We start from the raw sequence: 26,844 nt of genomic DNA on the forward strand, positions 1-26,844 counted from the left end.
CTTTGTTGTTTTCAATGCGTTAATGCTGAAATTAGGTTGTTCCATTGCAAAACTGTCTTTCTAAAAAGAAAAAAGACCATTAAACAATGGTCTTTAGAAGTAATTCAACTTTCTTTTGTTAATTCACTACTACTATTTGTAATAAACATATAAAAGAAACCAGTTAAAGTTTGAATTAGTAAAAAGATCGGAAATGAATATGCTAGTTCATAATTATTTTGATAAGTAAGGATATGAAGTTTTGTAAAAAGCCATTGAACGAGAATACCAACGATTGACCAAGCTGTAATATAGTAAATAAACGTTACCTTATTCACACGGAATTTATCATAAAAATACATAAAGAAATATCCAAAAACTCCAAATAAAGCGTAATAAAAAACGTCAAATAGTTCATACCGATTTGTATCATTTTGCTTGTAAAAATCCAAGATACCTCCACCAATTGTAAAATCAAACAGCATACCTGTTGCTAAACCTGCAAGCACACTTAAACATTTCACTTCCCTGCTTAGTCTTTTTGGTAGAAAAAACAAGAAAGAGTAACCGATTATATTAAAGATTATTAGTGATATCTCATTTAAGCTAAAGTTTTCAATCCCAACCATCTAACCCTTCACTCCTTTTGAAACAAAAGACTTGTATCCAAACAAAATGAAGTACCCTAATACGTGTAAAAAGACATAGTATAGATAATCATAAAACAAATTCCATTGATGAAAAGTGAGAACATCAAATGATAATAAAACCATTTTAATTAATATTAAAACAAAGGAGGAAATAAGAATGGCTATACCTTTAGTTAAGAAATTTGAATTTCTTTGTACACTATTTAAGCCTATCAATATAAGAAGTGGAGTAATAAAAGTACGGTGAATAATATATACTGTATATTCAAGTGGAGAAGTAGAATATTCAATAATCTTTAATTCATCACTTATGATCCAACTTCGATTAATATCAAATATAAATACACAAAAGAGCAGTGCAGAATTTTCAAATTTAGAATATGTTTTTTTCATAGCGTAGAATACTGATATTCCTAACCATGCAATATAAACAATTATTGCAAACACCATCATCGATCACCTCTTTCATTTATTATTTAATTTATTAAGGTTTCTATGCATTTTGCGTTGAAAGGGCGCAAAAAAAGACCAGAAAATACTGGTCTCGAGTGATCATCTATATAAATGTGACATATAATCAAAAGCTGTCGTTCCATATACGCTTTTGAAGTGCTTATTTAAATGGGCTAAGTCCACAAAACCGCACTCAGCTACAGCTGAATAGATATCCCGCTCTTTTTCAATTAATTGCTTTGCCCGTTCGACCTTGCAGTTAAGAAAATATTGATAGGGGGAAATTCCTGTTTGAGCCTTGAATAATCGAATAAACTTATATTTTGACATACTCAGTTCTTTACTAATCTCATCCAATTTGGGTACATGATCTACGTTCGCAAGCAGCATACCCTTTGCTTTTCTAATGAAGTGATTATCCTTTTTAAAACTTGTAGGAAGATTGGTTTGAAAAAGACTTTCTGTGAAGGACAAAAACAATTCACTGCACAAATCCACATCTTTTTCATTGAATATAGCATGAAACAGATTTAATATCCTTTGTTCCAGTTCACTGTCATAAACAATCGGGGTCGAAAACGTTACGATATCCTTTTTCTCAGCAACCTCTAAAAGCATTTGAGGCTCGATATACAGCATCACATAATCAAGTCCTGTTTTATCATGTGCCATTCCGTCATGTGTCTGCTCCGGATTGAAAAGCATCACACCATTTGGATATGACAACTGCAAACTGCCATCAAGGTTATATTGCTGAATACCACGCAATGTCACACCTACTCCATACTCCTGATGTGCATGCTTTTTATACGTAAAATCCGTCATACTTGCTGACAGCGCAGTAATACCGGCTGATTTTTTATAGATAAATTTGTCCACTACATTCACCTCTTAAACAACTAACCTACATCCAGATCATAACCCCGGAGTACGCTAAAAACAATGCCATGAATACATTCACAATCTTACTATGCCTCTGCAAAAACTCCTTGAAGATTGCTCCGAAAAGCACCCATGTCATTAATGCTAAAAATCCAATAACAGTTATAGCAAAAACACCTATTGTCATCGCAGGCATAGCCGTATAATAAGGCATAATAAAGCTAGGTATGACCGTCATTGTAAATAGAATCAACTTAGGATTTAAAAACTGCATAAGAAATCCTGACACAAAGGAACCTGCTTGATGTATAGTAGGCTTTAGTTTATCCGCTTTGTAAATTTGATAGGCAAGATAGAACATATACAACGTTCCGATGGCCTGCATGACAATTAAAATTTTCGGTATGAACTCAATTAGCAACGAATTCAACATAGCTGAAACTACAAGCAGCAAACCAAATGCCATCGTTGCTCCATACGTATACTCCAATGCCTTCTTTGTCCCCCTATTATGGACAGTAGACAATATTACGATATTTGTGGGCCCTGGAGTGAAGGTAACAATAAAACAATATAATAAAAAAGATGTAATATCCATGAGAACAACTCCTTTTCGGTTCGTCTCAATGAATTTTACATCTTTGGATTGTTTGCTTATAGTATATTATTGCAGGAACAGGTTCATTTTTTATTCAGGCATATCAATAATATCAGGATTTTTATCCTTACTTGCCGCATCTAAAAGAATAAATATCGCCGATAAAATATGCATAATCATACCGAGAATCGGAATCCACCCAATAGCTGATGTGATGATTCCAAGGATATTACCGTTCGCTTTCACTCCAACATTTTTGGCCAATATTAATACGGCAATATGAAAAACCAGCATGATTAATAATGGCGTCCAAGCAAACCCTAATACAATACTTCCTCCTATAATTGGTATACCCAGAAGAGCTTCAAGCCCACCTGATATCCACTTTAACGTTTTCACTGTTTGTCTATTCATGAAGACCACCTTTTCATGGTTGTATCATTAGTTCTTCCTATTATACGTATAAATATGTGAGATGTTTCAAAATAAGAAACTGATTCTTATGCACAAATAAAAAGGACTACCTTAAGTAAGTCCTCACAAAATTAGCTTTCATCAAAAGCATTAAATGTATAATAAATGGTGACATCCTGTGTTCGCCTGTCATTTACATAGTTTGTATAATTGTTGGCCATAGCTGTTAATGTATCTTCACAGTGGTCCAGTATAAGGTTATGATTGCGATGTTGGTTGATTATTTCTTGAATAATAGCGACGACTAACTCTCCGTTCTCTTGTTCCATTTCTTTTTTCATAAATGTAGCAAAGTCAGTCCCTAAATGACGTATTTCTTCAATTGAACTCTTAAAAGGGGTGACTTTATAGCTCAGTTCTTTTGACTCTGCAAAGTTATGGCTTATTGTAAATGAACCCATAAAATTGTTAACCTCCATAATGATAATCAAACATGTTTGATATTCGTTCTTCTTCTGAAAATAAATCTTCAATGGAATCTCTAATTTTTTTCACAAGCAATTTTTCTTTCTCAATTTCAGCCTCAATTGTTTCGATCATTTGCGAAAATGATTGATTAAATGTTGCCGGCAATGGTGGAAGCTGTTCATTGACATTCATTTTCGTTAATTCGTAATACCCGCCTACCGGATATGAAAAGGTCTGTGTTAATAGGTACGAATACTGCTTTGGATTCGATTCCATCATATGTATTTTGGTCATGATGTGCTGCATTCTTTCATCATAATCATCCATATATTCACTGTTAAATAGAGTTTTTAATCTATTAACATTGCTTTCTTTTTCCTGCGAGATTGCTAGACCTTTTTGGTAAATACGAACCGATGAGGAAATATTGACTTTAATCTCACCTCTTCCAGCAGGTGACATGTACATATCATTGTTAACATAGCTGATATTTTTATCCTGTGAAAGTCCATTGACAACAGCATCAAGCCCATGTGCATGGGCACTTCCACTAAAGTGCTCCATAAAGCTAGTATCTACATTTTTTAATCCCTCAAGTGCTTCTTTAATATCATTTACCTCAGCTTTTATCGTTTGCAAGGCATCAACAATTTTCGCAATCTCCTTCATTTGATTCATAGGATCTTTTGAGTTTAACGCTAAAAGAAGTGAAGGATCTAACGATTCATCTATCGTTGTTTGAATTACTACTAAACTTGTTTCAATTTCTTTTACATAAGAAATGATCTGGTCTTTTTCAACCTGACTAATAAAACCAACATCAACAAAGGCTTGGAGGATCGGATCAAGATTCTGATATAAAACTTTCACATTACTTATAAGCTTAGGCATTTTCTCAGCCATATCGATGATCATCGGAACAGCCTCAACAACTAGTCCAGTTAAGTTTCCGACTGTCTGAAAAAAGCCAGTTACTACTTCTTTTTGAAGGTTTAGGTTTGCACCAAATAAATCAAATGGAAGTGTCAATGACTCTTTTGCAAACGACAAAAAAGAATCCGCATTCGTTACATCAGTAAATGGCTTCTCTAACCCATCTACCGACTTCTGAATCTTTTCAACTGTTTCGGAAAATTCATCTGAAGAAGTAAGAATTGAATCAACAACAGCCGGATTAAATCCGGTAAGAGCTCTCAAAAAACCATCGATCCCTTCCGTGTCATATGTTGTTGAATAATTTGAGAGAAACATTTGAATCGTTCGTAAATCTTTATCAGGGATTTTATCGATTAACTCACGAATGCCCGCATAACGTGGGTCTGTATCGAGAAAGCCATTGCGATCGCCGATTTCAAGAAAGCCACGGACACCGCTTACTCCGTATAGCATATCTTCTTCTGCTGTAAGGTGATTGATGGTGGTTTCATCGATTTTGTTTTTGTAGTATTCTTCGGTGAAGGCTTTTAGTTCGTTTTCTGGGATGTTGTAAATTTCTTCATCATGTAATATTTTGAATTGTCTTTTTACTTTAGACCTGAAGTTAGTATCTATTGCTGCAAGTTGATATGCTGTAGGTGCAGCATCATTTATAGCATAAACTTGTTTAAATCTCACATCGCCATCATCATCTGGAATCAATTGTAAAAGTGTTATATTGTTTCCTCCTAATGAATGGCCATATCCATATCTATCTAAATTAGTTACTTTATTATTTTTGTCTTTTATTATACTACTTACTTTATCATCAAACCTTTTGGCATCTTGGAATTGATTATCAGTTCCTCCAACGAATATGCCCATTAAGTTATACGTCCAATCAATAGGTTTCCAAGTGTCCTTTTCTCCTAGTTCGCTTCCCCGAGTTATTGTAATTGACTGATTGATTTCCTCTTCTTCACTTTGGAAGTGAATAACTGTCCCATCAAAACCACTATCTATATTTTCTTTCCTATGATCTTTGAGAACATCATCAGATCGATATATAGTTACATTAGTCGTTAACTTAGTCCCAGTTTCCTCATAATAAATGCGTCTTATTTCACTTTCAACTTCTTTGTTAGTTAGATTTTCATATTCAAGATCCATGACTCTTGCCCTCAGAATATCAGTATTCAGTAATTCTTCATTACTCATTTTTACTACCTCTATTCATCTTTATTAAATGTTACTGATTTCATATAATGTAAAGCTTTCTCTTCTTCCTTTTTAACATCGATATTGCATGTAGACTTGGATTCATCTATACATTCGGCAGAGTATATATATTCTAATCCTTTTTCATTTCCTTTTGAAACTACATAACCAAAAAAGAAGTAAGTCGTTATGTCTGCAAAAGTATCTTCAGATTTCGCAAAGTAAATACTTGTTTTGTCTGTTTCTATTTTTTCGTATTCACCAAAGTAACTCACTCCGCCACTTAATATGTTTAGACTTGATTCAATTGAACTCTCACCATATGTTGAATAAGTCGTACTAAACTGATAGTTATAATTTTCTTTTTTATTTACATCATAAAAAATAATCTTTTCAAAACTATCTCCTGTTCTTTGATAAAATGGTGGTCCATCCGTAACCGCGTTTTTCGGCCATAGCATGGAATATCCACCTGTATCTGATTCTAATAAATAGTGTCCTTCTTCGACTTCTTCAGTCGAATCTAACAAGCTACGAGTAAACTCATCCTGAAACGCAGCTGTGTTTGGTAATTCCTTTTCCATACTACATCCTCCTATAAATACCATTGTGAAAATTAGGGCGTAGATTAACCATGATCGCATTAGTGTGACCCCTTTCGATTTCCTATAACACTTCATTATTATCATATATTTCCAGTAGATTAAATGATGAAATTGGATTTTTGAAAATTGAGGAGTTATTTACTATCCAGAATATAGGCATCATGATTCAGATGTGGATATTTATTACTAGTGGGAAGATTAGGTGATACTAATATATGTGGGGAACGTTTATAGTTTTCTAGTACTTAATTACTCTATCGACAAGCTCACTTTGCCTAGCTTTTGTTTCATAAAAAGCCAATCTCAATAGTAGTTCTATGTTCTTTGAGAACATCATCGGAACGATATGCAGTCGCATTAGTAGATAACTACTTACCAGTCTCTTTGTAATAAATACGCCTACTTTCAAATTCTTTGTTAGTTAGATTTTCATATTCAAGATCCATAATTCTTGCTCTTAGAATATCAGAATTAAGCAGTTCTTCATTACTCATTTTGCTACCTCTATTCATCCTTATTGAATTTTACTGATTTCATATAATGTAATGCTTTTTCTTCTTCCTTTTCAACATCTATAGCACAACTAGACTTAGATTCATCTATGCATTGGGCAATATAGATATATTCAAATCCTTTTTCATTTCCTTTCGAAAGAATGTAACCAAAATAGAAGTAAGCAGTTGAACGTTTTAAAGGTAATTCTTTTTTTGCATAATAAATACGCGTCTTTTCTGTTTCAATTTCTTCATATTCACCAAAGTAACTTACTCCACTACTTAATATGTTTAGACTGGATTCGAGCCCACTCTCTCCGTATGTTGAATAAGTTGTGCTAAATGAGTGATCATAATTTTCTTTTTCGTTTCTATCGTAAAATTGAATTTTTTCAAAACTATCTTTTGTTCTTTGATAAAATGGCGGACCATCTGTTACGGCATTTTTAGGCCAAAGCATGGAATATCCACCTGTTTCTGATTCTAATAAATAGTGCCCTTCTTCGACTTCTTCAGTAGAATCTAACAAGCTACTTGTAAACTCATCTTGAAACGCAGCTGTATTTGGCAATTTTTCCATACTACATCCTCCTATAAAAACCAATGTACATATTAGGGCGTAGATTAGCCTTGATCGCATTCGTGTGACCCCTTTCGATTTCCTTTAACATTACTCTATTATCATATATTTCCAGTAGATTATATGATGAAATTTGTTTTTTTTTTAATTGAGGAGTTATTTACTATTTGGAATATAGGTATCTTGGATTAGTTATGGATATTTTTACCAGCGAGAGGGTAAGGGGATTCTAATGAACAAGGAATAATCTTACAGTTTTCTAGTCCTTAACTATTCTATCGAACAGCAATAGTAGTTTTTCTATGTTCTTTGAGAACATCATCGGAACGATATATAGTCACATCAGCAGATAAGTCCTTTCCAGTTTCTTCATAATAAATACGCTTTATTTCACTTTCAACTTCCTTTTCCGTAAGATTTTCATACTCCAGATCCATAATTCTCGCTCTAAGAATATCAGTATTAAGAAGCTCTTTATTACTCATTTTGGTACCTCTATTCATCCTTATTGAATTTTACTGATTTCATGTAATGTAAGGCCTTCGCTTCTTCCTTTTCAACATCTATATCACAACTAGGCTTAGACTTATCTATGCAATGGGCAGTATAAATATATTCTAAGCCTTTTTGACTTTCTTTAGATAAGATATAACCAAAATAAACATAAGCTGTTGAATGTTTCATGGGGTCTTCATATTTTGCATAGTAAATACGAGTTTTTTCTGTTTCGATTTTTTCATATTCACCATAATAGCCTACTGAACTACTTAATAAGTTAAGACTGGATTCTATTGCACTTTCACCATATGTTGAATATGTTGTACTAAAAGAGTATCTATAATTTTCTTTTTCATTTCTCTCGTTAAAAATAATTTTTTCAAAGCTATCTTTTGTTCTCTGGTAAAATGGTGGTCCTTCGTTTATTGCATTCTTAGGCCAAAGCATCGAATATCCACCTGTATCTGATTCTAATAAATAGTGCCCTTCTTCGACTTCTTCAGTGGAATCTAACAAGCTACTTGTAAACTCATCTTGAAATGCAGCTGTATTTGGCAATTCTTTTTCCATACTACATCCTCCTATAAAAACCAATGTACATATTAGGGCGTAGATTAGCCTTGATCGCATTCGTGTGACCCCTTTCGATTTCCTTTAACTCTTCATTATTATCATATTTTTCCAGTAGATTAAATGAGGAAATTAGATTTTTAAAAATTGAGGAATTATTTACTATTCGGAATATAGGCACCATGTATGAGATGTGGATATTTATTACTAGTAGGGTAATAAGGGGATTCTAATATGTGGGGGAAGTTTATAGTTTTCTAGTCCTTAATTATTCTATCGGCAAGCTCACTTTACCTTGCTAATAAAAGGCCAGTCTCAATAATAGTCTTTTTATGTTCTTTTAGAACATCATCGGAACGATATACAGTCACATCAGTTGATAACTGCTTTCCAGTCTCTTCATAATAAATACGTCTTATTTCACTTTCGACTTCTTTGTTTGTTAGATTTTCATATTCCAAATCCATTACCCTTGCTCTAAGAATATCAGTATTTAGTAATTCTTCATTACTCATTTTACTACCTCTATTCATCTTTATTAAATTTTACTGTTTTCATATAATGTAATGCCTTCTCTTCTTCTTTTTTAATATCAATATTACAATTAGACTTAGAGCTATCCATACATTCAGCTGAATATATATATTCTAATCCTTTCAGACCTTCTTTTGATGTAATGTAACCAAAGTAGAAGTAAGCTTTCTCTTCTTCAAAAGTCTTTTCAGATTTCGCAAAATAAATTCGAGTTTTGTCCGTTTCAATTTTTTCATATTCTCCATTGTAACGAACTGAATCACTCAAAATGCTTAGACTGGAATCAATTACACTTTCACCATATGTTGAATAGGTTGTGCTAAATGAGAAATCATAATTTTCTTTTTCGTTTCTTTCATAAAATTGAATTTTTTCAAAACTATCTTTTGTTCTTTGATAAAATGGAGGACCATCTGTTACGGCATTTTTAGGCCAAAGCATGGAATATCCATCTGTTTCTGATTCCAATAAATAGTGCCCCTCTTCGACTTCTTCAGTGGAATCTAACAAGCTACTAGTAAACTCATCCTGAAACGCAGCTGTATTTGGCAATTCTTTTTCCATACTACATCCTCCTATAAAAACCAATGTACATATTAGGGCGTAGATTAGCCTTGATCGCATTCGTGTGACCCCTTTCGATTTCCTTTAACACTACATTATTATCATATATTTCCAGTAGATTAAATGATGAAATTAGATTTTTTAAAATTGAGGAGTTATTTACTATTCGGAATATAGGTCCAGGTTATTTTTGGATATTTGTGGTAAAATATTATATAATTCCATAAAAATACAAACAAATCCGCGTTATAAGTTTCTTATTACAAATTCTAAGTATCTGAGAGGCTATTATGTTAAAAAATAAAAAACTGCTATTTCTTTCTCTAATTCTCTTTGCAATTTCAATTGCTTTAAACTTTCCTTTTCCACATAAATATCCTTACGGTGAATCAGTTGTTTCCATATTAAATATTCCAATTCAAACGATAAACGGCTTACATATTGTTGGAATCACTTCATTACTTTTTCTAATCACCAGTCTTATCGTATTATCAAAATCTCTAAAAAAACATAAAGGACGCTTTGTACTGCTTGGCATTGTTTTCGCTCTGTTTTTACCTCACTTCCTTGCAGATACTTATCAAAAAACATTCGCAACAGGTATTTATGCTATTTCCTATGAAGTAGAAACAAGTGAATGCAGTTTTGATATGATTTCTGACAACAACATGAAAGCTATTTGTGAATTCTCATTTAAGAACTACAGTAATCATAAGGTTTCATTCAACATCGACTTTTATGAAACATATCCATTCGAAGAAGATGTAAAAATGATCTCACTCTTAGGAATGAACGCACCATACAAGGTAAACATGGAGGCAAAAGAAAACAAACAGGTGAAAATCGAGACGGTGATTGATGTTTCAAATATAAAAAATCATATTGAAAATGGCACAGCATCCTATGTGAATATCATCATACAGGCTGAAGATAAGATTAGAAAGTTATAAAAAGAGGTGATTTTTTTGTGGGATATTGCATTTATGGTCATCGTTGTGATTATATACTTCTTTCAAATATTTATTAAAGCTGAAAAAGATGACTGGAGCAGGTTTCGTTCAGAATCACTCTCAACCTTAGCCCGCTACTTGCACTTCGGGACAATGATATCCGTCTTTATCGTCATTATCTTTGATCTATATTGGGTGATGTGGATTGCTCTCTATTCCATGATGGGTTTGGTTCTATGTTTAAAACCTAAAGAAGAAGAAAGCAAAAATTGGAAAACTTTCATAATCTTTGTCCTTTTAATCTTTTCTTTTAATATACTTAGAATTCCAACCCACCCAAATTCATTCCAGGAATACATAAACAGCAAGGATATGTATCAGTGTGTACAAAGATTTGAATGTGTAAAAATGACTTCCGTGACAACACCAGATGACTTATTGACAACTAAGGTGGAAATTTTATCAGTTGAAGATTACTCGTTTGATACTTATTTCTTGTTTGCAAAAGGTTCTATGAAACTTGCAAATGATGATGGAAGTGTTGAGGAAATGAAGGGGTTGAATATTGCGGGGTTTTGGATTGAGTATTGAACCGAGATTTTGGCATTCGTATAAGACAGCCAATAATCCTACATGCAAAGAAAAACGATTTAGAAAATGTAGTTTTGATATAGGGTAAGGTGCATTATCCAGGCTTCTACTGTATATTTTTTAGAAATATATTTTCAATAAATGGAGATCAAAATATTTTGTTGTTCATAATGTAGATACCAGAGGATTGAAACAAATATTATACGCATAACTTATTTGAAACTTGTACACCCTTTGTTTAAGGAAATTAAGTAAACACCGATGTTTTTTTGCTATTCACACTGGGAATAATCCTTACAAGGGAGATGAAAGTGTGAAACAATTTAAAGTGGATAATGAGCCTAATTACATTGATGTACAAATTGGTCAGCACGAAATTACTATTAATGAACGTTATGAATTCTTTTATAACCTTAATGATATTTTTATAGCCCTCTGTTTTCTAATTGGTAGTGTGCTCTTTCTTTGGAAACCATTAGAAACATATGCTATTTGGATGTTTATCGTGGGAAGTGCACTATTTTTTATTAGACCTATGATCCAATTCATCAAGAGATTCCATCTGAAAAAAGTTCGTAATTCTGAATCATAGTTATTAGATCTTTATATAACCCTTTTTTTAGAAGACGAAGAAACCCTGTGCTATGCCAAGGTTTCTTCTTTTATATTTTTATAAGTTTCTATTTTTTAGTTCTTTGCACCTTTATAAACTCAGCAAATGCCTCCACATCTAATGGCCCTTCTTCTATTACTGTTCCCTCTTCAAACGACATAAATCCATCTCCACCAAAGGATAAGTAATCCGTTATAGCGACGGTGTATGTTTTATCACGTTCAATGATTTTTCCGTTTGTTTCTTTCAAAGACTTTATTCTGTTGCCAATAGGAGCCTGATTGTCATACGTATAAGAAAAACCCGAGACTTGTAATATATTTTCTTTTTCATTTACTCTCCATTGCTGTTCAAGAACTTTTTTTATTTGATCTCCAGTTAAGGAAGTGGATACGAGTTTGTGTCCAAAAGGTAATATGGTTAGGAGATCTTTCCTTTTTACAGCCCCTTTGTTAAGGCTCCCCCTCACACCTCCTTGATGCACAAACGCAAAGTCTGTGTTCATATTTGCTTTGTATGAATCTGCGATCATGCTTCCTAAAGGAAAAAATCCATCTTTGTTTTTCTTTTTTGAGACCTCATCAGGTAATGTGCCAACAACTTGATTTACATAGGTATCTGTTTTTTGTTTGTATTTATGAATAAGTTCAATTGCATCCGCGTCTGGTTTGACTCGTTCGTGGTCAGTAAGAATGATTTCTGCTTTTTTATGAATGATGTCTTTTGATTTTTTATCGATACCTATGTTGACCTGGGAGAATGCTTTTCCATATGAGTAGGCTTGAACAATAAGCTTATTGTCTACAACTGTATTTGTGTACTGATGGTTATGTGCACCAAAAAGAATATCTACTTCATCATTGATATCAGGAGCCATTTTAGCAAAGTCCTCATCCGGTTGGGTACCATCAAGATTTGATTTGGAGGATATATGACCAAGAACAACAATCGACTTAACTCCTTGTTTTTTCAACTCATCAGCTGCTTTATTAATTGCTGTTACTTCGTCAGTGATTTTTATCGAATCACGATGTTCAGGGGGAATATATAAATTTGTATCGGTTGTGACAACACCAATAAAACCAATGTTAATCCCGTCAATTTCTTTAATCAAATATGGTGGAAACACATGCCTATTTGTTTTTTTATCGATGATATTAGCAGATATATAGGGGTTTTTGATCCTGGGAAGTAGCCAGTAATTGGATGAAAGCCTCCAATTAGAAGTCGTTTCATTTCATCGACCCCCTCATCTAGCTCATGGTTCCCTATTGTTCCTACATCAAACTGTAAGAGATCTAAATACTCCATTGTTGGTTCATCTTGAAGAAGAGAGGATATAGGTGGACTGCCCCCAACCATATCACCAGCATGAATAAGAAGAGTATGCTCATGTTCTTGACGATACTTGTTAATGTAAGCAGATAAATAACCAGCTCCACCGACTTTTTTTCCATTGAAATGACTATACGTATCAAGGTGCCCATGTAAATCATTCACACCTATTAACTGCACTTGAAGCGAATCATTAGAATCATAATTGATCGACGTAGCAGCATAAACAGAACCCCCTACAATAAATAAGGCAAATAATAAAAGAAGTAACACTTTCTTCACGTGCAATAAATACATGAATCAGTTCCCCCTTTCGAATACTTTTATCGTAGCATTCGTCCGTTAATCCAATCTTAAAGGAGGGTAAACTTTTATTAAGGTTTTGAAAATCATTTTAATTTAGCAATGTTTTTGAAATTATTTTACTGTGAAGATGATAAAAATGAAGACATAGTGGCATTGAGTTGTCAATAATTGGAAATCATTATCTATACGATTAGCACTTTACTTCTCCTATATAAAGCACATAAAAGGTCAATGCTTTGATTGCTCAAAGCATTAACCTTAACAAAAGTTTATTCCATTATTAGATAACAGTGGTCGGGGCCGAACAGGCACCCCCGAAGGAAAACGATTTTGAGTCATAATTTTCTTCATAGGTGGCAAAAACCTTGTCAGTATTAAATTTGTGAGCCTATACTCTTGAAGTATGTCCCGGCACGAAATAGATAAATTCAACAAAGAGCTACTCATCGACATTCTCTGAGCCAGCAAATACTTTTTTCAAATTACCTTTTCTAATTCGTATTCTAAAATGGCTAGTTGTTTTGGGAATTTCTTTGCATATAGGGATTTAAATAATTTTCATTCATTCCCTTTTTTTGTTCTACCACAATAACTATATTATCTAAATCAGTTAATGCTTCATATAATAAATTATTAAGTCCACTGCATTCATACGGAGGAAGTATATCACTCATTGCTATGAAATTTTTTGAGTACTCACTGCTGTTGGAACTAATATGATTATAAAATTGACTTTTAATTTCTTTATTAGAAAGCTGAGTTAAACTTTCTAGCTCAATTTTTGCAAAAGAAAGAATTTCTCTTATACTTTCAAAGTACTCTTTCTTCGAGATAGAGTTAAGCAAAAGATAATCTTGTAATGGTCTATAATTGCTTTCACCTTGGTCTCCAAATTATATTTCAATTCTACAATAACTAAAATTATTTTCTAAAAGATTAAAAAACGAGACGAGGTTCTACCTCTGTCCCGTTTTTATCGGAGATGAAATCATTTTTCAATAATAATTGTCTACTTTGCAACTTCACTGGATTGTTTCTTTATCTTTTTGCCTGGGAACCACCAGTTTAAATCCCCTAGTAACCGCATCGATACAGGAACTAAGATTAATCGAATTATCGTTGCATCAATTGCGATTGCAACGGCCATCCCTAAACCTAATTGCTGGATTGGTAAGACACTAGTAATTGTAAATGCACCAAATACAGCGATCATAAGGATAGCAGCACCGGATATCATTGGTGCAGTTGCCTGTAAGCCTGTAGCAACACTTTCTTCATTATCAAACCCTTTTTCATAATCCTCTTTTATTCTGCTAATTAAAAATACTTCATAGTCAGTACTTAGACTAAATAATAATGTAAGTAGTAAGATTGGAACAAAATTTTGCACATAATCAGCAGGGGTGAAATTTAATAATCCCGAACCGTTACCATATTGAAACACAAAAATGAGAATTCCATAAGTTGCACCAAGGGATACTAAATTCATTAGAATTGCTTTTAACGGTAACCATACACTTTTAAATGTTAGTAAAAGAATAAAGTATCCGATGATGAGCATAACAACAAGCACCTTTGTAAAGCTGCCTTCAATTACCTGATTACTATCTATTCCTTCCGCTGTTTCTCCACCAACATATGTGTTTATGTTTTCAGGCGTATTAACATCTTTTATTTCCTTTTTAATCTCAGCTACTAAACTTCTCGTTTCCTCCGAAGCAGCAGCATGTTCAGGAATAACCTCAATAATCGCAACCTTTTTCTCAACATCTAAATAGCGGTTGACTAACCCTTGTAATTCCTCAGGAACTTGATCTAACCCTTTTAGTGTCTGAACAATTGTGTCTGAATCAGTATTATTGAAAATAACTGGCAGAGAATTAATAATATCTACATGATCTAGTTCACTTAACCGTTCAGATAGGTTACTAAGATATTCAACGTATTCTATCTGTTCAAAGTTATCACCACTAGTTTCCACTGTAACATAAACAGGTGATGTGTAGCCTTCGCCAAAATCTTCTTGAATTATTTCATAACCCATTCGTGAATCAGATTCTTCCGGTAAAATTCTTGCATCAGGTGTAAATGTGTTTAAATCTTTGGAAGGTATCGCCATCACACCTAAAACTACCAAGGAAAGAACTAAAAATAACACAGGTCTCTTCATTATTTTATGTGACCAGTTGTACCAGAGCCTCGGTTTTCCATCTTTTTTTCTTGATAAAAAAGAAATTTTCCCTTTATTAATATTAGCACCTAAAATATACAAAACTGCAGGTAGTAACGTTAAGCTTACAAGCAATGTTATTGCAACAATTGCAATTGCTCCTAATGCAATCGATTGAATAACTCCTAAATCAACCATGAATAATACTGACATACACGCAATAATAGTTAGTGCTGAAAAGAAAACAGCATCGCCTGCAGTTTTCAATGTAGTCGTTAGAGCCTTCTTCTTATCGCCGTGCTTTGCTATTTCTTCCCTAAAACGGTTTACCATAAATAATGAATAATCAATTCCTACTCCAAGACCAAGCATTGTAGCAGCATTTGTTACGAATATGGAAAGCTCTGTTTGCTGTGCAATAAATGTCATGATTCCTAAAGTTGTCACTACCGATGCAACAGCAACAATTAAAGGAGTTAGTGCAGCAACCAATGATCCGAATACTAATAATAATATGATAAGCACCAGGGGTAAGGTAATTAATTCAGCCTTTGCTAGTCCCTCTTGGCTCAATACATTAATTTCTCCCCAAAACGAGGCAGCACCTACAAGATAGATTTCAAGATCACTATCTTTAAAATGACTTTTAATATCCTCTTGAAGAGAAGGTAATTCGTTTCTAGCAAAACCGTCGTCCTCATTAAACCCAATAAATGCTACAGTGGTGTTTTCGTCACCAACTAGACTACCCTTTGCATCTTCAGGTGCATTTAGGTATGTATACATACTTGCTAGTTCTAATTTTTCATTGTCCTCAATATAGTCAATCGTTTCCTGTAGATTCTGCTGATACTCTTCGGTTTCAACTTCATTCTCATTATCTCTAACTACTAAGGTAATGGATGTTCCTGAACGACCTGTAAAATCCTTAGAAAGCAACTCATTTGTTTTTAAAGAATCAGAGCCATCAACAGTCCAACCTCCTCCACTAAGAAGTGGGGTCAATTGACCAGCAAATATCCCAGCTGCAATGAGGATAACCACCCATATGGTAACGATTCCCCACCTTAGTTTTGATATGATAGTACTCAGAAAATTGAAAAAGTTATGCATAAAAGCTCCTTTCTTTTTTACAGGCTATAGTTCTTTTACTAAAGATAGTACTTTTTTATACTTTTTTAATGATAATTTAAATTTATTACCTTTGCTTAAAAACAAATATTGCAAATCAATTGCTGCATGCTCTGTTAGTTTCTTTCCAGCTAAAATATCAATAACTAATCTGGAAGATATGGCTCCAAAAAGCATTGATGTATAAACTATCTGGGGAACGTGGTACTCTTCTTTCTTCCAATTACGTTCTAGATCTTCAAGCATTTCAAGAGAAATAGCTTGGATCGGTAAAACTTTATATAAGATTTTAAAAATATCAAGCTCACTAATATCCATTTTATTAATTTTTGAATAAAATGGATCAGTTCGATTTTGATAATTAAAGTACTGTACATATTGAGTTGGCCCAATATCCCAGCCAGTAATAACTGACCTTTTATAGGTTGCAGCATATTCGTGTAACAACCATTTCGCTTGCCAACCTGCGCGTTCTGTTACATCTACACCGTCGATAACAATGTCAGCATCTTGAACACAAAGACTAACATTCTCCTCTGTAATTCCCTCTTTATAAACCCTTACTTCACAATAAGGGTTTATAGAAAGAATTCTGTCTTTCATAACCTCTGCTTTATTCCGATCAAGATCCGCTAAAAACGCAGATTGCCGATTTAAATTATTTAATTCATATGCTCCATTATCAGCAAGGATAAACTTAGTTGCTCCCAAACGTACTAAAGGTTCAACACTTGCCCCGCCTGTTGAGCCACATCCGGCAACTAGTATGCATGAACTTTTTAATTTTTCCTGTACATCTTGTCTAACAAATGTACCATTTCGTTCAATTAATTGGATATAAAAATCCGTTTCATTTAGTTGGCATTGCTTTTCAGCTATTGCTTTCATACATCCACCCTCCTTTTTTCGATTAGCTTCTTGAACGGACTAGTTTCCTTAATGAAGAAGAAATCGTTTGTTTCCCTTCTAATAACTTAGTAAGCATTCCTTCTTTCGAGCATACCTCTTCCGTACTTTCAGGTAGTTGGATGACAAAGGGTAGCACTTTTTTTCGCTTTTCATACATACGGTAAAATAAGTCTTGCTTAGATAAATCAGGTCTCGTATTTTCAATTACAGTAACATCCAAACCTAGTAACTTAATATGACGAAAAGCTCCTGTTAATTCTAAATCTCCTACATAAGCGGTTAATCCTGTTGGTGTTTCTTGTAACAATCTTGTAACATATGCTAATCCTGCTAAAAGCTCCAGAGAAACACGATGTCCAAAAGTATCCTTTTGTTTACTCTTTACAAATCGCTTAAGCTCTCTTACGGTATTAATGGGTACACTTTGAAGCCATTCAAGCTCATTAAAAATATGTTTCCCATGGGCAATTTCGCATGGAAACAGAGGTCTATCTTCTGTTTCCATGCATAAATATGTTAATCCTTTATACCTCTCCATCGAATAAATACAAAGGTAACAAATAATTTCGCCTGTTTGGTGATTCATTGTGACAAGATGAATATCTTCACCATGTGCCTGCTGAAGCGGCTCATGGAATATTTTTTGCTGGTAAACCAGGTTAGGATCTATCCAATCTAATTTTAAATATTCACTTAATCGGAAGGACATGATACCTAGTAATTGATGCTGTAATAAATCTTCATTTTTAATAGCGATTGTTGATAATCCAAATCGATCTATCTTTTGATATAAAGTCTTTTCTAACGTACACTCATCAAGTAATGAGTGATATGTTAAATGATCTTGATTATCGACTATTTCCCTAATATAACGCTCAGTATTAGACGTAACATGAGCATTTTGCATCTTACCAGACTGCCTCTTCAATTTTATCTTCTTGATATAAGAAATCAGTAATCGCTAATGCAAGTACTTCTGGTGTTCCTTCATAAATTCGAGCCCCCAACGCTTCTCTCATAAACTTCTCAAGATGATGGTCTCTAATATACCCTCTAGCTCCCATTACCGACATTGCTTCCTCTGCTACTTCAATAGCGATCCGATCAGCATATAATTTAGCAACAGCTGGTTCAAACACTGGAGCCGGTAATGAATTATCTGCTTCAAAGGAGGCTTTTAAGTATAATAATCGCGCTGCTTCAATTTTTGTAGCCATTTCTGCTAGTTTTCGAGCAGTGAATTGGTGTTCGTATAACTTTTTACCACCCTGAATACGTTCACCTGCCCATTCAGTTGCTAATTCGAAAGCACCTCTTGCAATCCCCGTTGAAATGGCAGCAACTGTTCCTCTGGCCATATTCATTTGTTGAACAGAAATAAGCATCCCATTTCCTTCTCCACCAATGATGTTTTCAGCGGGAACTCGCACATCATTAAAGACTATTTCTGTTCCTAAGCATGACCTGTAGCCCATTTTATCTGCAATACCATTAAACGTTACACCATCGCTATCTAATGGAATAACAAAGCACGTTAGGCCCTCTGCACCTACATAATGTTCTAGATTTGCATAAACACAAGCAAACTTACCAACTCTTGCATTTGTAATATACTTTTTAACCCCATTAATTACATATTCATTACCTTCTTTTCTAGCGGAAAGTACATTCATTGCATATTTTGCATTTTCTGGTATTAATAGATCGCATCCAGCATCAGGTTCCGTTATTGCGTTTGATGCTAATACAGGCTTATCACTTGAAAATAGTGGTAAAAATCGATTTTGTAATTCCCGATCAGCTGATAAAAGAATCGGAGCCTGCCCTAACATTGTAGCCCCAAATATTAATGCAGTACCTGCATCAACAGCGGCAAGTTCTTCCATTGCAACAGATGTCCCTAATATGCCATATCCTAATCCACCATATTCTTTTGGAATCGGTAAACGATGCAATCCCAACTTTGCGCCTTCTCGAACAATTTCCCAATTAAAATCGTCAGCTGGTGCTTGATCTAATTCTCTTACAATTGGTTTTACTTTGTTTTGTGCAAAGTCTCTTACTAATACTCTTAACTCCTCTATCTCCTTCGGTAAAGTAAACAAAGAACTCTCCTCCATTTATACTAAACTTGTATGCTTGTTATAAATTTCATCGTATCTATTAAATGCTGGCTCTAACATTGGTACAAATTCTAATACCTTAGGAATGCTCCCTTTAATTCTTACTTTTCCCATTGCTAACGCTAAAGGCATTAACAGTTCCCCCCGCCAAAGTGAATGGGCAGTATCACATGACATTTTAATAGAAATCGCGGCATTATTAATATCTGAATCAACAAGAACTTTATCAGGAGAAAAATACACTTCAAAATCAGGGTTTTTATGCACAATCCTTACATCCAAATTTGCTTCTCTCAATTTTGAATTAACGTATTCATCATGAATTAAAATAGTAAATAATTCTTCGAAAACAGCTACTGCAGACTCTCTTGAAGTATAAATCAATTGTTATTCCTCCTTTGGTATATTTGAACTTGTGTAGGCCTAGCACAAAATTCCTATTTCATTAAACAATCCGTCACAGGAAATGTCAACTAATGTAAGCACATGAAATTTTTAACATATTTGAAGATTTGAAATAAAATTTTTACAAATTTTTTACAATTAGTTAAGAGCATCAATTATATGTACTGACATTGATGACTTTTAGTCATTTCATACCATATCTTTAACCTCCTAATGGCCTATAATAAATATTTCAACTCCATACATTTTTGTAATGTAATTGTAATATATCCTCTTTAATGTATACGCTTTCTCATGATGGTGTGATAGAAGTTTTCTGAGTACTTTGTATATCAAAATTTGTTTTGTTTTCAAAATTTCTAAAAGATTTGAGCAAATTAATTCAACCTATGAATTAAATGAACCTTTTTCGGAAGAAGACGCTGAATTTGTAAGGGCATATTCTACATTTAACACTGAATCTAACAATAACGATGCACAAACTAGTCCAATTCAGACCTATGCAATCAAATTAGGTTCAGGTACCAATCACATCTTATAATGTTAAAGTTAGTTTTTCCGGAACAGTTTATGGAAATATTAATTATTTAAATCATAGTTATCGAGGAAAGATGACTAGTAGGATTAAAGCAGGATCTTCAAGGGTGAAAAAAATAGAGACTTGTCTAACAAATGTTGCTTATGGAACTTTAGGTAATAGTGGTACTTATGTAGCTATAGTATATAGTGGTACTTATGTAGCTATAGTCTATGGTGGTTCTAAATGTAGCAGCAAAGAAACGAAAACTTCCTGGTCTATGGATGAGACTGTAAAATATAGTGCTCTTGCTGTTGGATATACTTACACAAATGCTTATACTAGAATTACAACCACAAGCGGTTCATTTAGTTTATATGCATTATAAGGGATGAGAAAATATGATCACTTTCAGTCCAGTAGGACTCCTATTATTCTTAATTATTGTTTCTTTAATAGGATTTTTAGTTTTTAAACTAGTAAAATTCTTTAAGAAAAAGTAATATTCACTTAGCCAAGAGAGACTCTAATGTCCCTCTTGGTTTTTCACCTATTAAAAGTGTCTTAAATTTCGAAGTTTATCCATTGATTTAAAAGCTTTCTCATTCTTGATGACGAAAAGTAGCAATACATTGGTTTATCATTTCTAATACATCCTCTAAACAAGAGTTGTATCAAATCAGAAATAGCTAAAAAATCTTCGTTCACTTCTTTTCCTCTGTACGAAAAGAACTGACTTTCATTTGGGTTCATAAATCTGTTTAATAGGTATGCTGTTGAGGTTCTTTCAGAGTAATTATTTGTCGCTCTAGTATTAAATGGAACGAAGTTAATTTTCGATGAGCTTATTCTTATATAAGAAAGTGTAAAATGCTCTGAATGCACGTAATCGGGTATTAATTGTAGTAACTTTCATTATTTGTTTGCTTTGAAGGATTAGATCTTCTATTCTTTCTGTTTCCATTCAACTAATTGTTTATTAATGATTTTCTTTGCACCATGAAATTCATTTTTGTAATATTCGATTGTCGCTGGTCTTAAATTTCGTAGGTAGCATTCCTTAAAGAACTTTTCGAAAGCTTCCTCTTCACTAATTTTCTTTTTAATAATCTTTAATTCTTCTTCTGTTAATTCTACACGTCTTCTCATAAACAACCTCCTACGCACACGACTCACCGCATACGATTTTCGATTATTTTAGTCGTGTAGAAAAAATACAAAAAAGACCCCAACATATGTTGGAGCCTTGATTATATAGCATTTAGATACCAGTGGTCGGGGTCGAACCGACACTCCCGAAGGAACACGATTTTGAGTCGTGCGCGTCTGCCAATTCCGCCACACTGGCAAAGGATTAAGTACAAATGGTGCCGAGGACCGGAATCGAACCGGTACGGTAGTCACCTACCGCAGGATTTTAAGTCCTGTGCGTCTGCCAGTTCCGCCACCCCGGCAAGGGTGTTAAAATGGAGGCGGCAACCGGATTTGAACCGGTGATAAAGGTTTTGCAGACCTCTGCCTTACCACTTGGCTATGCCGCCATTTTAATTGGAGCGGAAGACGGGATTCGAACCCGCGACCCCCACCTTGGCAAGGTGGTGTTCTACCACTGAACTACTTCCGCGATCTTACTTATCTATATGGTTTAGCCTATGCAATTAGACTAAAAATGTGTTAAAAAAATGGCTGGGCTAGCTGGATTCGAACCAACGCATGTCGCAGTCAAAGTGCGATGCCTTACCGCTTGGCTATAGCCCATTGAATAAGCTTCTTCGAATCTTCTTCATGAAATCTATCGATAACCAAGTGTTTTTTGGATTTAAATTTGAAGATCAACTGATCGAATGTATCCTATTTACTTAGCTATATAAATGGGGCGACTGATGGGAATCGAACCCACGAATGTCGGAACCACAATCCGATGCGTTAACCACTTCGCCACAATCGCCACTATAATTGAAATTGGCAGGGGCAGTAGGAATCGAACCCACACCAAAGGTTTTGGAGACCTCTATTCTACCGTTAAACTATGCCCCTAAATGAAGGTTTATTTACAAATGAAAATGGTGGAGGGGGGCAGATTCGAACTGCCGAACCCTAAGGAGCGGATTTACAGTCCGCCGCGTTTAGCCACTTCGCTACCCCTCCACTTTAGAGAGTGCCGGCGAGAGGACTTGAACCCCCAACCTACTGATTACAAGTCAGTTGCTCTACCAATTGAGCTACACCGGCATTAAATTAAAAATAAAAGGTGGCTCGGGACGGAATCGAACCGCCGACACATGGATTTTCAGTCCATTGCTCTACCAACTGAGCTACCGAGCCAATACAGTTTTCGGCTTCCACTAAGCTTCGAATCTCTTCATCAGCTCCATCGCTCACATCCTCACGTATGGTCATACGCTGCGGTGTTCGCTCAGTCACTTCTTCGACCTTCTTGCTTATTGAAACCCTTTTACTCTATACATAATATATGAGTAAAACTTTTTAAAAATAATGGCGGTCCGGACGGGACTCGAACCCGCGACCTCCTGCGTGACAGGCAGGCATTCTAACCAACTGAACTACCGGACCATTATTTGGTTGCACTTTACAGCACTACTATGTTGCCTCGCTATGAAGAATAATCGACGTAGCGTCGTCAACTTAAATTGGTTGCGGGGACAGGATTTGAACCTGCGACCTTCGGGTTATGAGCCCGACGAGCTACCAGACTGCTCCACCCCGCGATAATATATATGGTGGAGGATGACGGGATCGAACCGCCGACCCCCTGCTTGTAAGGCAGGTGCTCTCCCAGCTGAGCTAATCCTCCGATTTTAATGGTGACCCATACGGGATTCGAACCCGTGTTACCGCCGTGAAAGGGCGGTGTCTTAACCGCTTGACCAATGGGCCTTATGTATAATAGAAATTGTGGCGGAGAGCAAGGGATTTGAACCCTTGATACGCGGTTAGCGTATACACGATTTCCAATCGTGCTCCTTCGGCCACTCGGACAGCTCTCCAAAATGGCTCCGCAGGCAGGACTCGAACCTGCGACCGATCGGTTAACAGCCGATAGCTCTACCACTGAGCTACTGCGGAATAATCACAGCTTGGCAACGTCCTACTCTCACAGGGGGAAACCCCCAACTACCATCGGCGCTGAAGAGCTTAACTTCCGTGTTCGGCATGGGAACGGGTGTGACCTCTTCGCCTTCATCACCAGACATTTGTGACAAAAATTATTATACTATATGTTGGGAATATTTCAAGTGTTTTTTCACTTTTATATTCCTTCAAAACTAGATAACGATACACAATTCAATTCACTAAGCATTCGCTTTATTGTTAGGTTAAGTCCTCGATCGATTAGTATCAGTCAGCTCCACACGTCACCGCGCTTCCACCTCTGACCTATCAACCTGATCATCTTTCAGGGATCTTACTCACTAATGTGATGGGAAATCTCATCTTGAGGGGGGCTTCATGCTTAGATGCTTTCAGCACTTATCCCTTCCGCACATAGCTACCCAGCTATGCCTTTGGCAAGACAACTGGTACACCAGCGGTGCGTCCATCCCGGTCCTCTCGTACTAAGGACAGCTCCTCTCAAATTTCCTACGCCCACGACGGATAGGGACCGAACTGTCTCACGACGTTCTGAACCCAGCTCGCGTACCGCTTTAATGGGCGAACAGCCCAACCCTTGGGACCGACTACAGCCCCAGGATGCGATGAGCCGACATCGAGGTGCCAAACCTCCCCGTCGATGTGGACTCTTGGGGGAGATAAGCCTGTTATCCCCGGGGTAGCTTTTATCCGTTGAGCGATGGCCCTTCCATGCGGAACCACCGGATCACTAAGCCCGACTTTCGTCCCTGCTCGACTTGTAGGTCTCGCAGTCAAGCTCCCTTGTGCCTTTACACTCTACGAATGATTTCCAACCATTCTGAGGGAACCTTTGGGCGCCTCCGTTACATTTTAGGAGGCGACCGCCCCAGTCAAACTGCCCACCTGACACTGTCTCCCAAGCCGATAAGGCTCGCGGGTTAGAATTTCAATACAGCCAGGGTAGTATCCCACCGACGCCTCCACCGAAGCTGGCGCTCCGGCTTCTCAGGCTCCTACCTATCCTGTACAAGCTGTACCAAAATTCAATATCAGGCTACAGTAAAGCTCCACGGGGTCTTTCCGTCCTGTCGCGGGTAACCTGCATCTTCACAGGTACTATAATTTCACCGAGTCTCTCGTTGAGACAGTGCCCAGATCGTTACGCCTTTCGTGCGGGTCGGAACTTACCCGACAAGGAATTTCGCTACCTTAGGACCGTTATAGTTACGGCCGCCGTTTACTGGGGCTTCGGTTCAAAGCTTCGCTTGCGCTAACCTCTCCCCTTAACCTTCCAGCACCGGGCAGGCGTCAGCCCCTATACTTCGCCTTGCGGCTTCGCAGAGACCTGTGTTTTTGCTAAACAGTCGCCTGGGCCTATTCACTGCGGCTTTTCCGGGCTATTCACCCTAAAAAGCACCCCTTCTCCCGAAGTTACGGGGTCATTTTGCCGAGTTCCTTAACGAGAGTTCTCTCGCTCACCTTAGGATTCTCTCCTCGCCTACCTGTGTCGGTTTGCGGTACGGGCACCTCTCACCTCGCTAGAGGCTTTTCTTGGCAGTGTGGAATCAGGAACTTCGGTACTATAGTTCCCTCGCCATCACAGCTCAGCTTATGTGACAATGGGATTTGCCTCATTGTCAGCCTAACTGCTTGGACGCGCATATCCAACAGCGCGCTTACCCTATCCTTCTGCGTCCCCCCATTGCTCAAATGGTGAGGAGGTGGTACAGGAATTTCTACCTGTTGGCCATCGCCTACGCCTTTCGGCCTCGGCTTAGGTCCCGACTAACCCTGAGCGGACGAGCCTTCCTCAGGAAACCTTAGGCATTCGGTGGAGGGGATTCTCACCCCTCTTTCGCTACTCATACCGGCATTCTCACTTCTAAGCGCTCCACCAGTCCTTACGGTCTGGCTTCTCAGCCCTTAGAACGCTCTCCTACCACTGTTCGTAAGAACAGTCCACAGCTTCGGTGATACGTTTAGCCCCGGTACATTTTCGGCGCAGAGTCACTCGACCAGTGAGCTATTACGCACTCTTTAAATGGTGGCTGCTTCTAAGCCAACATCCTGGTTGTCTAAGCAACTCCACATCCTTTTCCACTTAACGTATACTTTGGGACCTTAGCTGGTGGTCTGGGCTGTTTCCCTCTTGACTACGGATCTTATCACTCGCAGTCTGACTCCTGAACATAAGTCTTTGGCATTCGGAGTTTGACTGAATTCGGTAACCCGATGGGGGCCCCTAGTCCAATCAGTGCTCTACCTCCAAGACTCTCATTTCAAGGCTAGCCCTAAAGCTATTTCGGAGAGAACCAGCTATCTCCAGGTTCGATTGGAATTTCTCCGCTACCCACACCTCATCCCCGCACTTTTCAACGTGCGTGGGTTCGGGCCTCCATTCAGTGTTACCTGAACTTCACCCTGGACATGGGTAGATCACCTGGTTTCGGGTCTACGACCACGTACTCATTCGCCCTATTCAGACTCGCTTTCGCTGCGGCTCCGTCTTATCAACTTAACCTTGCACGGGATCGTAACTCGCCGGTTCATTCTACAAAAGGCACGCCATTACCCATTAACGGGCTTTGACTACTTGTAGGCACACGGTTTCAGGATCTCTTTCACTCCCCTTCCGGGGTGCTTTTCACCTTTCCCTCACGGTACTGGTTCACTATCGGTCACTAGGGAGTATTTAGCCTTGGGAGATGGTCCTCCCTGCTTCCGACGGGATTTCTCGTGTCCCGCCGTACTCAGGATCCACTCTGGAGGGAACGAAGTTTCAACTACAGGGTTGTTACCTTCTTTGACGGGCCTTTCCAGACCTCTTCATTTACTCCGTTCCTTTGTAACTCCGTATAGAGTGTCCTACAACCCCAAGAGGCAAGCCTCTTGGTTTGGGCTAATTCCGTTTCGCTCGCCGCTACTCAGGAAATCGCGTTTGCTTTCTCTTCCTCCGGGTACTTAGATGTTTCAGTTCCCCGGGTCTGCCTTTATCACCCTATGTATTCAGGTGAAAATACTACTCCATTACGAGCAGTGGGTTTCCCCATTCGGAAATCTCCGGATCAAAGCTTACTTACAGCTCCCCGAAGCATATCGGTGTTAGTACCGTCCTTCATCGGCTCCTAGTGCCAAGGCATCCACCGTGCGCCCTTAACAACTTAACCTTTGACATCAAAGATGTCACTTACATTATTAAGAGAATCACTAAACTAAGCGTTTAAACTCAGTGAATTACTTGAATTGTTTTCGTTATCTAGTTTTCAAGGAACATAA

General features: G+C 36.8%; 27 protein-coding genes, 16 tRNA genes and 2 rRNA genes. 4 read left to right on the top strand and 41 right to left on the bottom strand.

Going from position 1 to position 26,844, the window contains the following annotated elements; translation table 11 throughout:
- Nucleotides 1-104: 104 nt before the first annotated feature.
- The 14 genes from AC0L8O_RS19635 to AC0L8O_RS19700 form a co-directional block, all read right to left on the bottom strand.
- Nucleotides 105-608 carry a hypothetical protein gene (locus tag AC0L8O_RS19635; protein WP_473444735.1) on the bottom strand — a complete coding sequence of 168 codons (504 nt, stop codon included), beginning with the start codon at nt 606-608 and terminating at the stop codon, nt 105-107.
- Nucleotides 609-1,082, bottom strand: coding sequence for a hypothetical protein (locus AC0L8O_RS19640; RefSeq protein WP_473444738.1), 474 nt, complete (start codon nt 1,080-1,082; stop codon nt 609-611).
- Between the two features lie 99 nt (nt 1,083-1,181).
- Nucleotides 1,182-1,961: a helix-turn-helix domain-containing protein gene (locus tag AC0L8O_RS19645; RefSeq protein ID WP_473444741.1), complete on the bottom strand. Its 780-nt coding sequence runs from the start codon at nt 1,959-1,961 to the stop codon at nt 1,182-1,184.
- A 25-nt stretch (nt 1,962-1,986) separates the two neighbouring features.
- Complete coding sequence (locus AC0L8O_RS19650) at nt 1,987-2,562, bottom strand: LysE family translocator (protein ID WP_473444744.1); 576 nt, start codon at nt 2,560-2,562, stop codon at nt 1,987-1,989.
- 90 nt (nt 2,563-2,652) lie between these two features.
- On the bottom strand, nt 2,653-2,976 hold the full coding sequence (locus AC0L8O_RS19655) for a hypothetical protein (protein ID WP_026562862.1): 324 nt from the start codon (nt 2,974-2,976) through the stop codon (nt 2,653-2,655).
- A gap of 131 nt (nt 2,977-3,107) precedes the next feature.
- On the bottom strand, nt 3,108-3,437 hold the full coding sequence (locus AC0L8O_RS19660; protein WP_473444747.1) for a hypothetical protein: 330 nt from the start codon (nt 3,435-3,437) through the stop codon (nt 3,108-3,110).
- Nucleotides 3,438-3,444: 7 nt separating this feature from the next.
- Complete coding sequence (locus tag AC0L8O_RS19665) at nt 3,445-5,577, bottom strand: DUF6792 domain-containing protein (protein WP_473444750.1); 2,133 nt, start codon at nt 5,575-5,577, stop codon at nt 3,445-3,447.
- 11 nt (nt 5,578-5,588) lie between these two features.
- Nucleotides 5,589-6,161 (bottom strand): hypothetical protein, encoded by a 573-nt coding sequence (locus tag AC0L8O_RS19670; protein ID WP_226530778.1) that lies wholly within the window; start codon nt 6,159-6,161, stop codon nt 5,589-5,591.
- Nucleotides 6,162-6,550: 389 nt separating this feature from the next.
- On the bottom strand, nt 6,551-6,676 hold the full coding sequence (locus tag AC0L8O_RS19675; protein ID WP_473444752.1) for a hypothetical protein: 126 nt from the start codon (nt 6,674-6,676) through the stop codon (nt 6,551-6,553).
- A gap of 10 nt (nt 6,677-6,686) precedes the next feature.
- Entirely contained in the window at nt 6,687-7,256 is a 570-nt protein-coding gene (locus AC0L8O_RS19680) for a hypothetical protein (RefSeq protein ID WP_473444754.1), read from the bottom strand.
- 275 nt (nt 7,257-7,531) lie between these two features.
- A complete protein-coding gene (locus AC0L8O_RS19685; protein ID WP_473444756.1) occupies nt 7,532-7,741 on the bottom strand; it encodes a DUF6792 domain-containing protein in 210 nt (69 codons plus the stop codon).
- Between the two features lie 10 nt (nt 7,742-7,751).
- Nucleotides 7,752-8,324 (bottom strand): hypothetical protein, encoded by a 573-nt coding sequence (locus AC0L8O_RS19690; protein WP_473444758.1) that lies wholly within the window; start codon nt 8,322-8,324, stop codon nt 7,752-7,754.
- 290 nt (nt 8,325-8,614) lie between these two features.
- The gene (locus AC0L8O_RS19695) at nt 8,615-8,839 is read right to left on the bottom strand and encodes a DUF6792 domain-containing protein (protein ID WP_473444760.1); all 225 of its coding nucleotides are present in this window, start codon (nt 8,837-8,839) and stop codon (nt 8,615-8,617) included.
- Between the two features lie 10 nt (nt 8,840-8,849).
- Nucleotides 8,850-9,422 carry a hypothetical protein gene (locus AC0L8O_RS19700; RefSeq protein WP_473444762.1) on the bottom strand — a complete coding sequence of 191 codons (573 nt, stop codon included), beginning with the start codon at nt 9,420-9,422 and terminating at the stop codon, nt 8,850-8,852.
- A gap of 290 nt (nt 9,423-9,712) precedes the next feature.
- On the opposite strand from AC0L8O_RS19700, the gene AC0L8O_RS19705 reads away from it, so the two are divergent.
- The 3 genes from AC0L8O_RS19705 (at nt 9,713) to AC0L8O_RS19715 (ending at nt 11,555) form a co-directional block, all read left to right on the top strand.
- On the top strand, nt 9,713-10,372 hold the full coding sequence (locus AC0L8O_RS19705; protein WP_473444764.1) for a hypothetical protein: 660 nt from the start codon (nt 9,713-9,715) through the stop codon (nt 10,370-10,372).
- A 15-nt stretch (nt 10,373-10,387) separates the two neighbouring features.
- Nucleotides 10,388-10,963: a hypothetical protein gene (locus AC0L8O_RS19710; RefSeq protein WP_473444766.1), complete on the top strand. Its 576-nt coding sequence runs from the start codon at nt 10,388-10,390 to the stop codon at nt 10,961-10,963.
- Between the two features lie 313 nt (nt 10,964-11,276).
- Entirely contained in the window at nt 11,277-11,555 is a 279-nt protein-coding gene (locus tag AC0L8O_RS19715) for a YrhK family protein (protein WP_473444768.1), read from the top strand.
- Nucleotides 11,556-11,643: 88 nt separating this feature from the next.
- Here the strand turns inward: AC0L8O_RS19715 and AC0L8O_RS19720 are convergent, their stop codons facing one another.
- The 8 genes from AC0L8O_RS19720 to AC0L8O_RS19755 form a co-directional block, all read right to left on the bottom strand.
- Nucleotides 11,644-12,690 (bottom strand): bifunctional metallophosphatase/5'-nucleotidase, encoded by a 1,047-nt coding sequence (locus AC0L8O_RS19720; protein WP_473444770.1) that lies wholly within the window; start codon nt 12,688-12,690, stop codon nt 11,644-11,646.
- A complete protein-coding gene (locus AC0L8O_RS19725) occupies nt 12,687-13,208 on the bottom strand; it encodes a metallophosphoesterase (RefSeq protein ID WP_473444772.1) in 522 nt (173 codons plus the stop codon). Before AC0L8O_RS19725 ends, AC0L8O_RS19720 begins: the two co-directional genes overlap by 4 nt.
- A 521-nt stretch (nt 13,209-13,729) precedes the next feature.
- Nucleotides 13,730-14,062, bottom strand: coding sequence for a hypothetical protein (locus AC0L8O_RS19730; RefSeq protein ID WP_473444774.1), 333 nt, complete (start codon nt 14,060-14,062; stop codon nt 13,730-13,732).
- Nucleotides 14,063-14,226: 164 nt separating this feature from the next.
- Nucleotides 14,227-16,500, bottom strand: a complete 2,274-nt coding sequence (locus AC0L8O_RS19735) for an MMPL family transporter (protein ID WP_473444776.1) — start codon at nt 16,498-16,500, stop codon at nt 14,227-14,229.
- A gap of 24 nt (nt 16,501-16,524) precedes the next feature.
- Complete coding sequence (locus tag AC0L8O_RS19740; RefSeq protein WP_473444779.1) at nt 16,525-17,406, bottom strand: HesA/MoeB/ThiF family protein; 882 nt, start codon at nt 17,404-17,406, stop codon at nt 16,525-16,527.
- Nucleotides 17,407-17,428: 22 nt separating this feature from the next.
- Complete coding sequence (locus tag AC0L8O_RS19745) at nt 17,429-18,334, bottom strand: hypothetical protein (protein WP_473444782.1); 906 nt, start codon at nt 18,332-18,334, stop codon at nt 17,429-17,431.
- A gap of 1 nt (nt 18,335) precedes the next feature.
- Nucleotides 18,336-19,532, bottom strand: coding sequence for an acyl-CoA dehydrogenase family protein (locus AC0L8O_RS19750; protein ID WP_473444784.1), 1,197 nt, complete (start codon nt 19,530-19,532; stop codon nt 18,336-18,338).
- A 15-nt stretch (nt 19,533-19,547) separates the two neighbouring features.
- Complete coding sequence (locus AC0L8O_RS19755) at nt 19,548-19,934, bottom strand: hypothetical protein (RefSeq protein WP_473444786.1); 387 nt, start codon at nt 19,932-19,934, stop codon at nt 19,548-19,550.
- A gap of 632 nt (nt 19,935-20,566) precedes the next feature.
- Here AC0L8O_RS19755 and AC0L8O_RS19760 point away from each other — a divergent pair.
- Nucleotides 20,567-20,860: a hypothetical protein gene (locus AC0L8O_RS19760; protein WP_473444788.1), complete on the top strand. Its 294-nt coding sequence runs from the start codon at nt 20,567-20,569 to the stop codon at nt 20,858-20,860.
- 557 nt (nt 20,861-21,417) lie between these two features.
- On the opposite strand, the gene AC0L8O_RS19765 is transcribed toward AC0L8O_RS19760, so the two are convergent.
- The 19 genes from AC0L8O_RS19765 to AC0L8O_RS19855 all read right to left on the bottom strand — a co-directional run bounded on the left by AC0L8O_RS19765 (nt 21,418) and on the right by AC0L8O_RS19855 (nt 26,735).
- A complete protein-coding gene (locus AC0L8O_RS19765) occupies nt 21,418-21,621 on the bottom strand; it encodes a hypothetical protein (RefSeq protein WP_473444790.1) in 204 nt (67 codons plus the stop codon).
- Between the two features lie 117 nt (nt 21,622-21,738).
- Nucleotides 21,739-21,820 (bottom strand) — tRNA-Leu (locus AC0L8O_RS19770).
- A 17-nt stretch (nt 21,821-21,837) separates the two neighbouring features.
- Nucleotides 21,838-21,926 (bottom strand) — tRNA-Leu (locus tag AC0L8O_RS19775).
- A 13-nt stretch (nt 21,927-21,939) separates the two neighbouring features.
- Nucleotides 21,940-22,013: transfer RNA gene (locus tag AC0L8O_RS19780), tRNA-Cys, on the bottom strand.
- A gap of 8 nt (nt 22,014-22,021) precedes the next feature.
- Nucleotides 22,022-22,096, bottom strand: a tRNA-Gly gene (locus tag AC0L8O_RS19785).
- 59 nt (nt 22,097-22,155) lie between these two features.
- Nucleotides 22,156-22,230, bottom strand: a tRNA-Gln gene (locus tag AC0L8O_RS19790).
- A 114-nt stretch (nt 22,231-22,344) separates the two neighbouring features.
- Nucleotides 22,345-22,420 (bottom strand) — tRNA-His (locus AC0L8O_RS19795).
- 15 nt (nt 22,421-22,435) lie between these two features.
- Nucleotides 22,436-22,509, bottom strand: a tRNA-Trp gene (locus AC0L8O_RS19800).
- 27 nt (nt 22,510-22,536) lie between these two features.
- Nucleotides 22,537-22,620, bottom strand: a tRNA-Tyr gene (locus AC0L8O_RS19805).
- 11 nt (nt 22,621-22,631) lie between these two features.
- Nucleotides 22,632-22,704, bottom strand: a tRNA-Thr gene (locus tag AC0L8O_RS19810).
- A 20-nt stretch (nt 22,705-22,724) separates the two neighbouring features.
- A tRNA-Phe gene (locus AC0L8O_RS19815) sits at nt 22,725-22,797 on the bottom strand.
- 172 nt (nt 22,798-22,969) lie between these two features.
- A tRNA-Asp gene (locus tag AC0L8O_RS19820) sits at nt 22,970-23,046 on the bottom strand.
- A gap of 78 nt (nt 23,047-23,124) precedes the next feature.
- Nucleotides 23,125-23,201: transfer RNA gene (locus tag AC0L8O_RS19825), tRNA-Met, on the bottom strand.
- A gap of 10 nt (nt 23,202-23,211) precedes the next feature.
- Nucleotides 23,212-23,287 (bottom strand) — tRNA-Val (locus tag AC0L8O_RS19830).
- Between the two features lie 8 nt (nt 23,288-23,295).
- A tRNA-Glu gene (locus AC0L8O_RS19835) sits at nt 23,296-23,370 on the bottom strand.
- Nucleotides 23,371-23,389: 19 nt separating this feature from the next.
- A tRNA-Ser gene (locus AC0L8O_RS19840) sits at nt 23,390-23,480 on the bottom strand.
- 4 nt (nt 23,481-23,484) lie between these two features.
- Nucleotides 23,485-23,559 (bottom strand) — tRNA-Asn (locus tag AC0L8O_RS19845).
- Nucleotides 23,560-23,568: 9 nt separating this feature from the next.
- Nucleotides 23,569-23,684 (bottom strand): 5S ribosomal RNA (gene rrf, locus AC0L8O_RS19850).
- 122 nt (nt 23,685-23,806) lie between these two features.
- A 23S ribosomal RNA gene (locus tag AC0L8O_RS19855) occupies nt 23,807-26,735 on the bottom strand.
- Between the last annotated feature and the right edge of the window lie 109 nt (nt 26,736-26,844).

Source organism: Metabacillus sp. KJ11-3 (genome assembly GCF_055808295.1).

What these genes read in the sequence shown, in the direction of transcription:
- AC0L8O_RS19705 (WP_473444764.1), top strand. Translation starts at nt 9,713, where the DNA reads ATGTTAAAAAATAAAAAACTGCTATTTCTTTCTCTAATTCTCTTTGCA.
- AC0L8O_RS19700 (WP_473444762.1), bottom strand. Translation starts at nt 9,422, where the DNA reads ATGGAAAAAGAATTGCCAAATACAGCTGCGTTTCAGGATGAGTTTACT.
- AC0L8O_RS19735 (WP_473444776.1), bottom strand. Translation starts at nt 16,500, where the DNA reads ATGCATAACTTTTTCAATTTTCTGAGTACTATCATATCAAAACTAAGG.
- AC0L8O_RS19690 (WP_473444758.1), bottom strand. Translation starts at nt 8,324, where the DNA reads ATGGAAAAAGAATTGCCAAATACAGCTGCATTTCAAGATGAGTTTACA.
- AC0L8O_RS19685 (WP_473444756.1), bottom strand. Translation starts at nt 7,741, where the DNA reads ATGAGTAATAAAGAGCTTCTTAATACTGATATTCTTAGAGCGAGAATT.
- AC0L8O_RS19765 (WP_473444790.1), bottom strand. Translation starts at nt 21,621, where the DNA reads ATGAGAAGACGTGTAGAATTAACAGAAGAAGAATTAAAGATTATTAAA.
- AC0L8O_RS19650 (WP_473444744.1), bottom strand. Translation starts at nt 2,562, where the DNA reads ATGGATATTACATCTTTTTTATTATATTGTTTTATTGTTACCTTCACT.
- AC0L8O_RS19665 (WP_473444750.1), bottom strand. Translation starts at nt 5,577, where the DNA reads ATGAGTAATGAAGAATTACTGAATACTGATATTCTGAGGGCAAGAGTC.
- AC0L8O_RS19635 (WP_473444735.1), bottom strand. Translation starts at nt 608, where the DNA reads ATGGTTGGGATTGAAAACTTTAGCTTAAATGAGATATCACTAATAATC.
- AC0L8O_RS19660 (WP_473444747.1), bottom strand. Translation starts at nt 3,437, where the DNA reads ATGGGTTCATTTACAATAAGCCATAACTTTGCAGAGTCAAAAGAACTG.
- AC0L8O_RS19745 (WP_473444782.1), bottom strand. Translation starts at nt 18,334, where the DNA reads ATGCAAAATGCTCATGTTACGTCTAATACTGAGCGTTATATTAGGGAA.
- AC0L8O_RS19680 (WP_473444754.1), bottom strand. Translation starts at nt 7,256, where the DNA reads ATGGAAAAATTGCCAAATACAGCTGCGTTTCAAGATGAGTTTACAAGT.
- AC0L8O_RS19740 (WP_473444779.1), bottom strand. Translation starts at nt 17,406, where the DNA reads ATGAAAGCAATAGCTGAAAAGCAATGCCAACTAAATGAAACGGATTTT.
- AC0L8O_RS19670 (WP_226530778.1), bottom strand. Translation starts at nt 6,161, where the DNA reads ATGGAAAAGGAATTACCAAACACAGCTGCGTTTCAGGATGAGTTTACT.
- AC0L8O_RS19760 (WP_473444788.1), top strand. Translation starts at nt 20,567, where the DNA reads ATGACTAGTAGGATTAAAGCAGGATCTTCAAGGGTGAAAAAAATAGAG.
- AC0L8O_RS19655 (WP_026562862.1), bottom strand. Translation starts at nt 2,976, where the DNA reads ATGAATAGACAAACAGTGAAAACGTTAAAGTGGATATCAGGTGGGCTT.
- AC0L8O_RS19725 (WP_473444772.1), bottom strand. Translation starts at nt 13,208, where the DNA reads ATGTATTTATTGCACGTGAAGAAAGTGTTACTTCTTTTATTATTTGCC.
- AC0L8O_RS19675 (WP_473444752.1), bottom strand. Translation starts at nt 6,676, where the DNA reads ATGAGTAATGAAGAACTGCTTAATTCTGATATTCTAAGAGCAAGAATT.
- AC0L8O_RS19695 (WP_473444760.1), bottom strand. Translation starts at nt 8,839, where the DNA reads ATGAGTAATGAAGAATTACTAAATACTGATATTCTTAGAGCAAGGGTA.
- AC0L8O_RS19640 (WP_473444738.1), bottom strand. Translation starts at nt 1,082, where the DNA reads ATGATGGTGTTTGCAATAATTGTTTATATTGCATGGTTAGGAATATCA.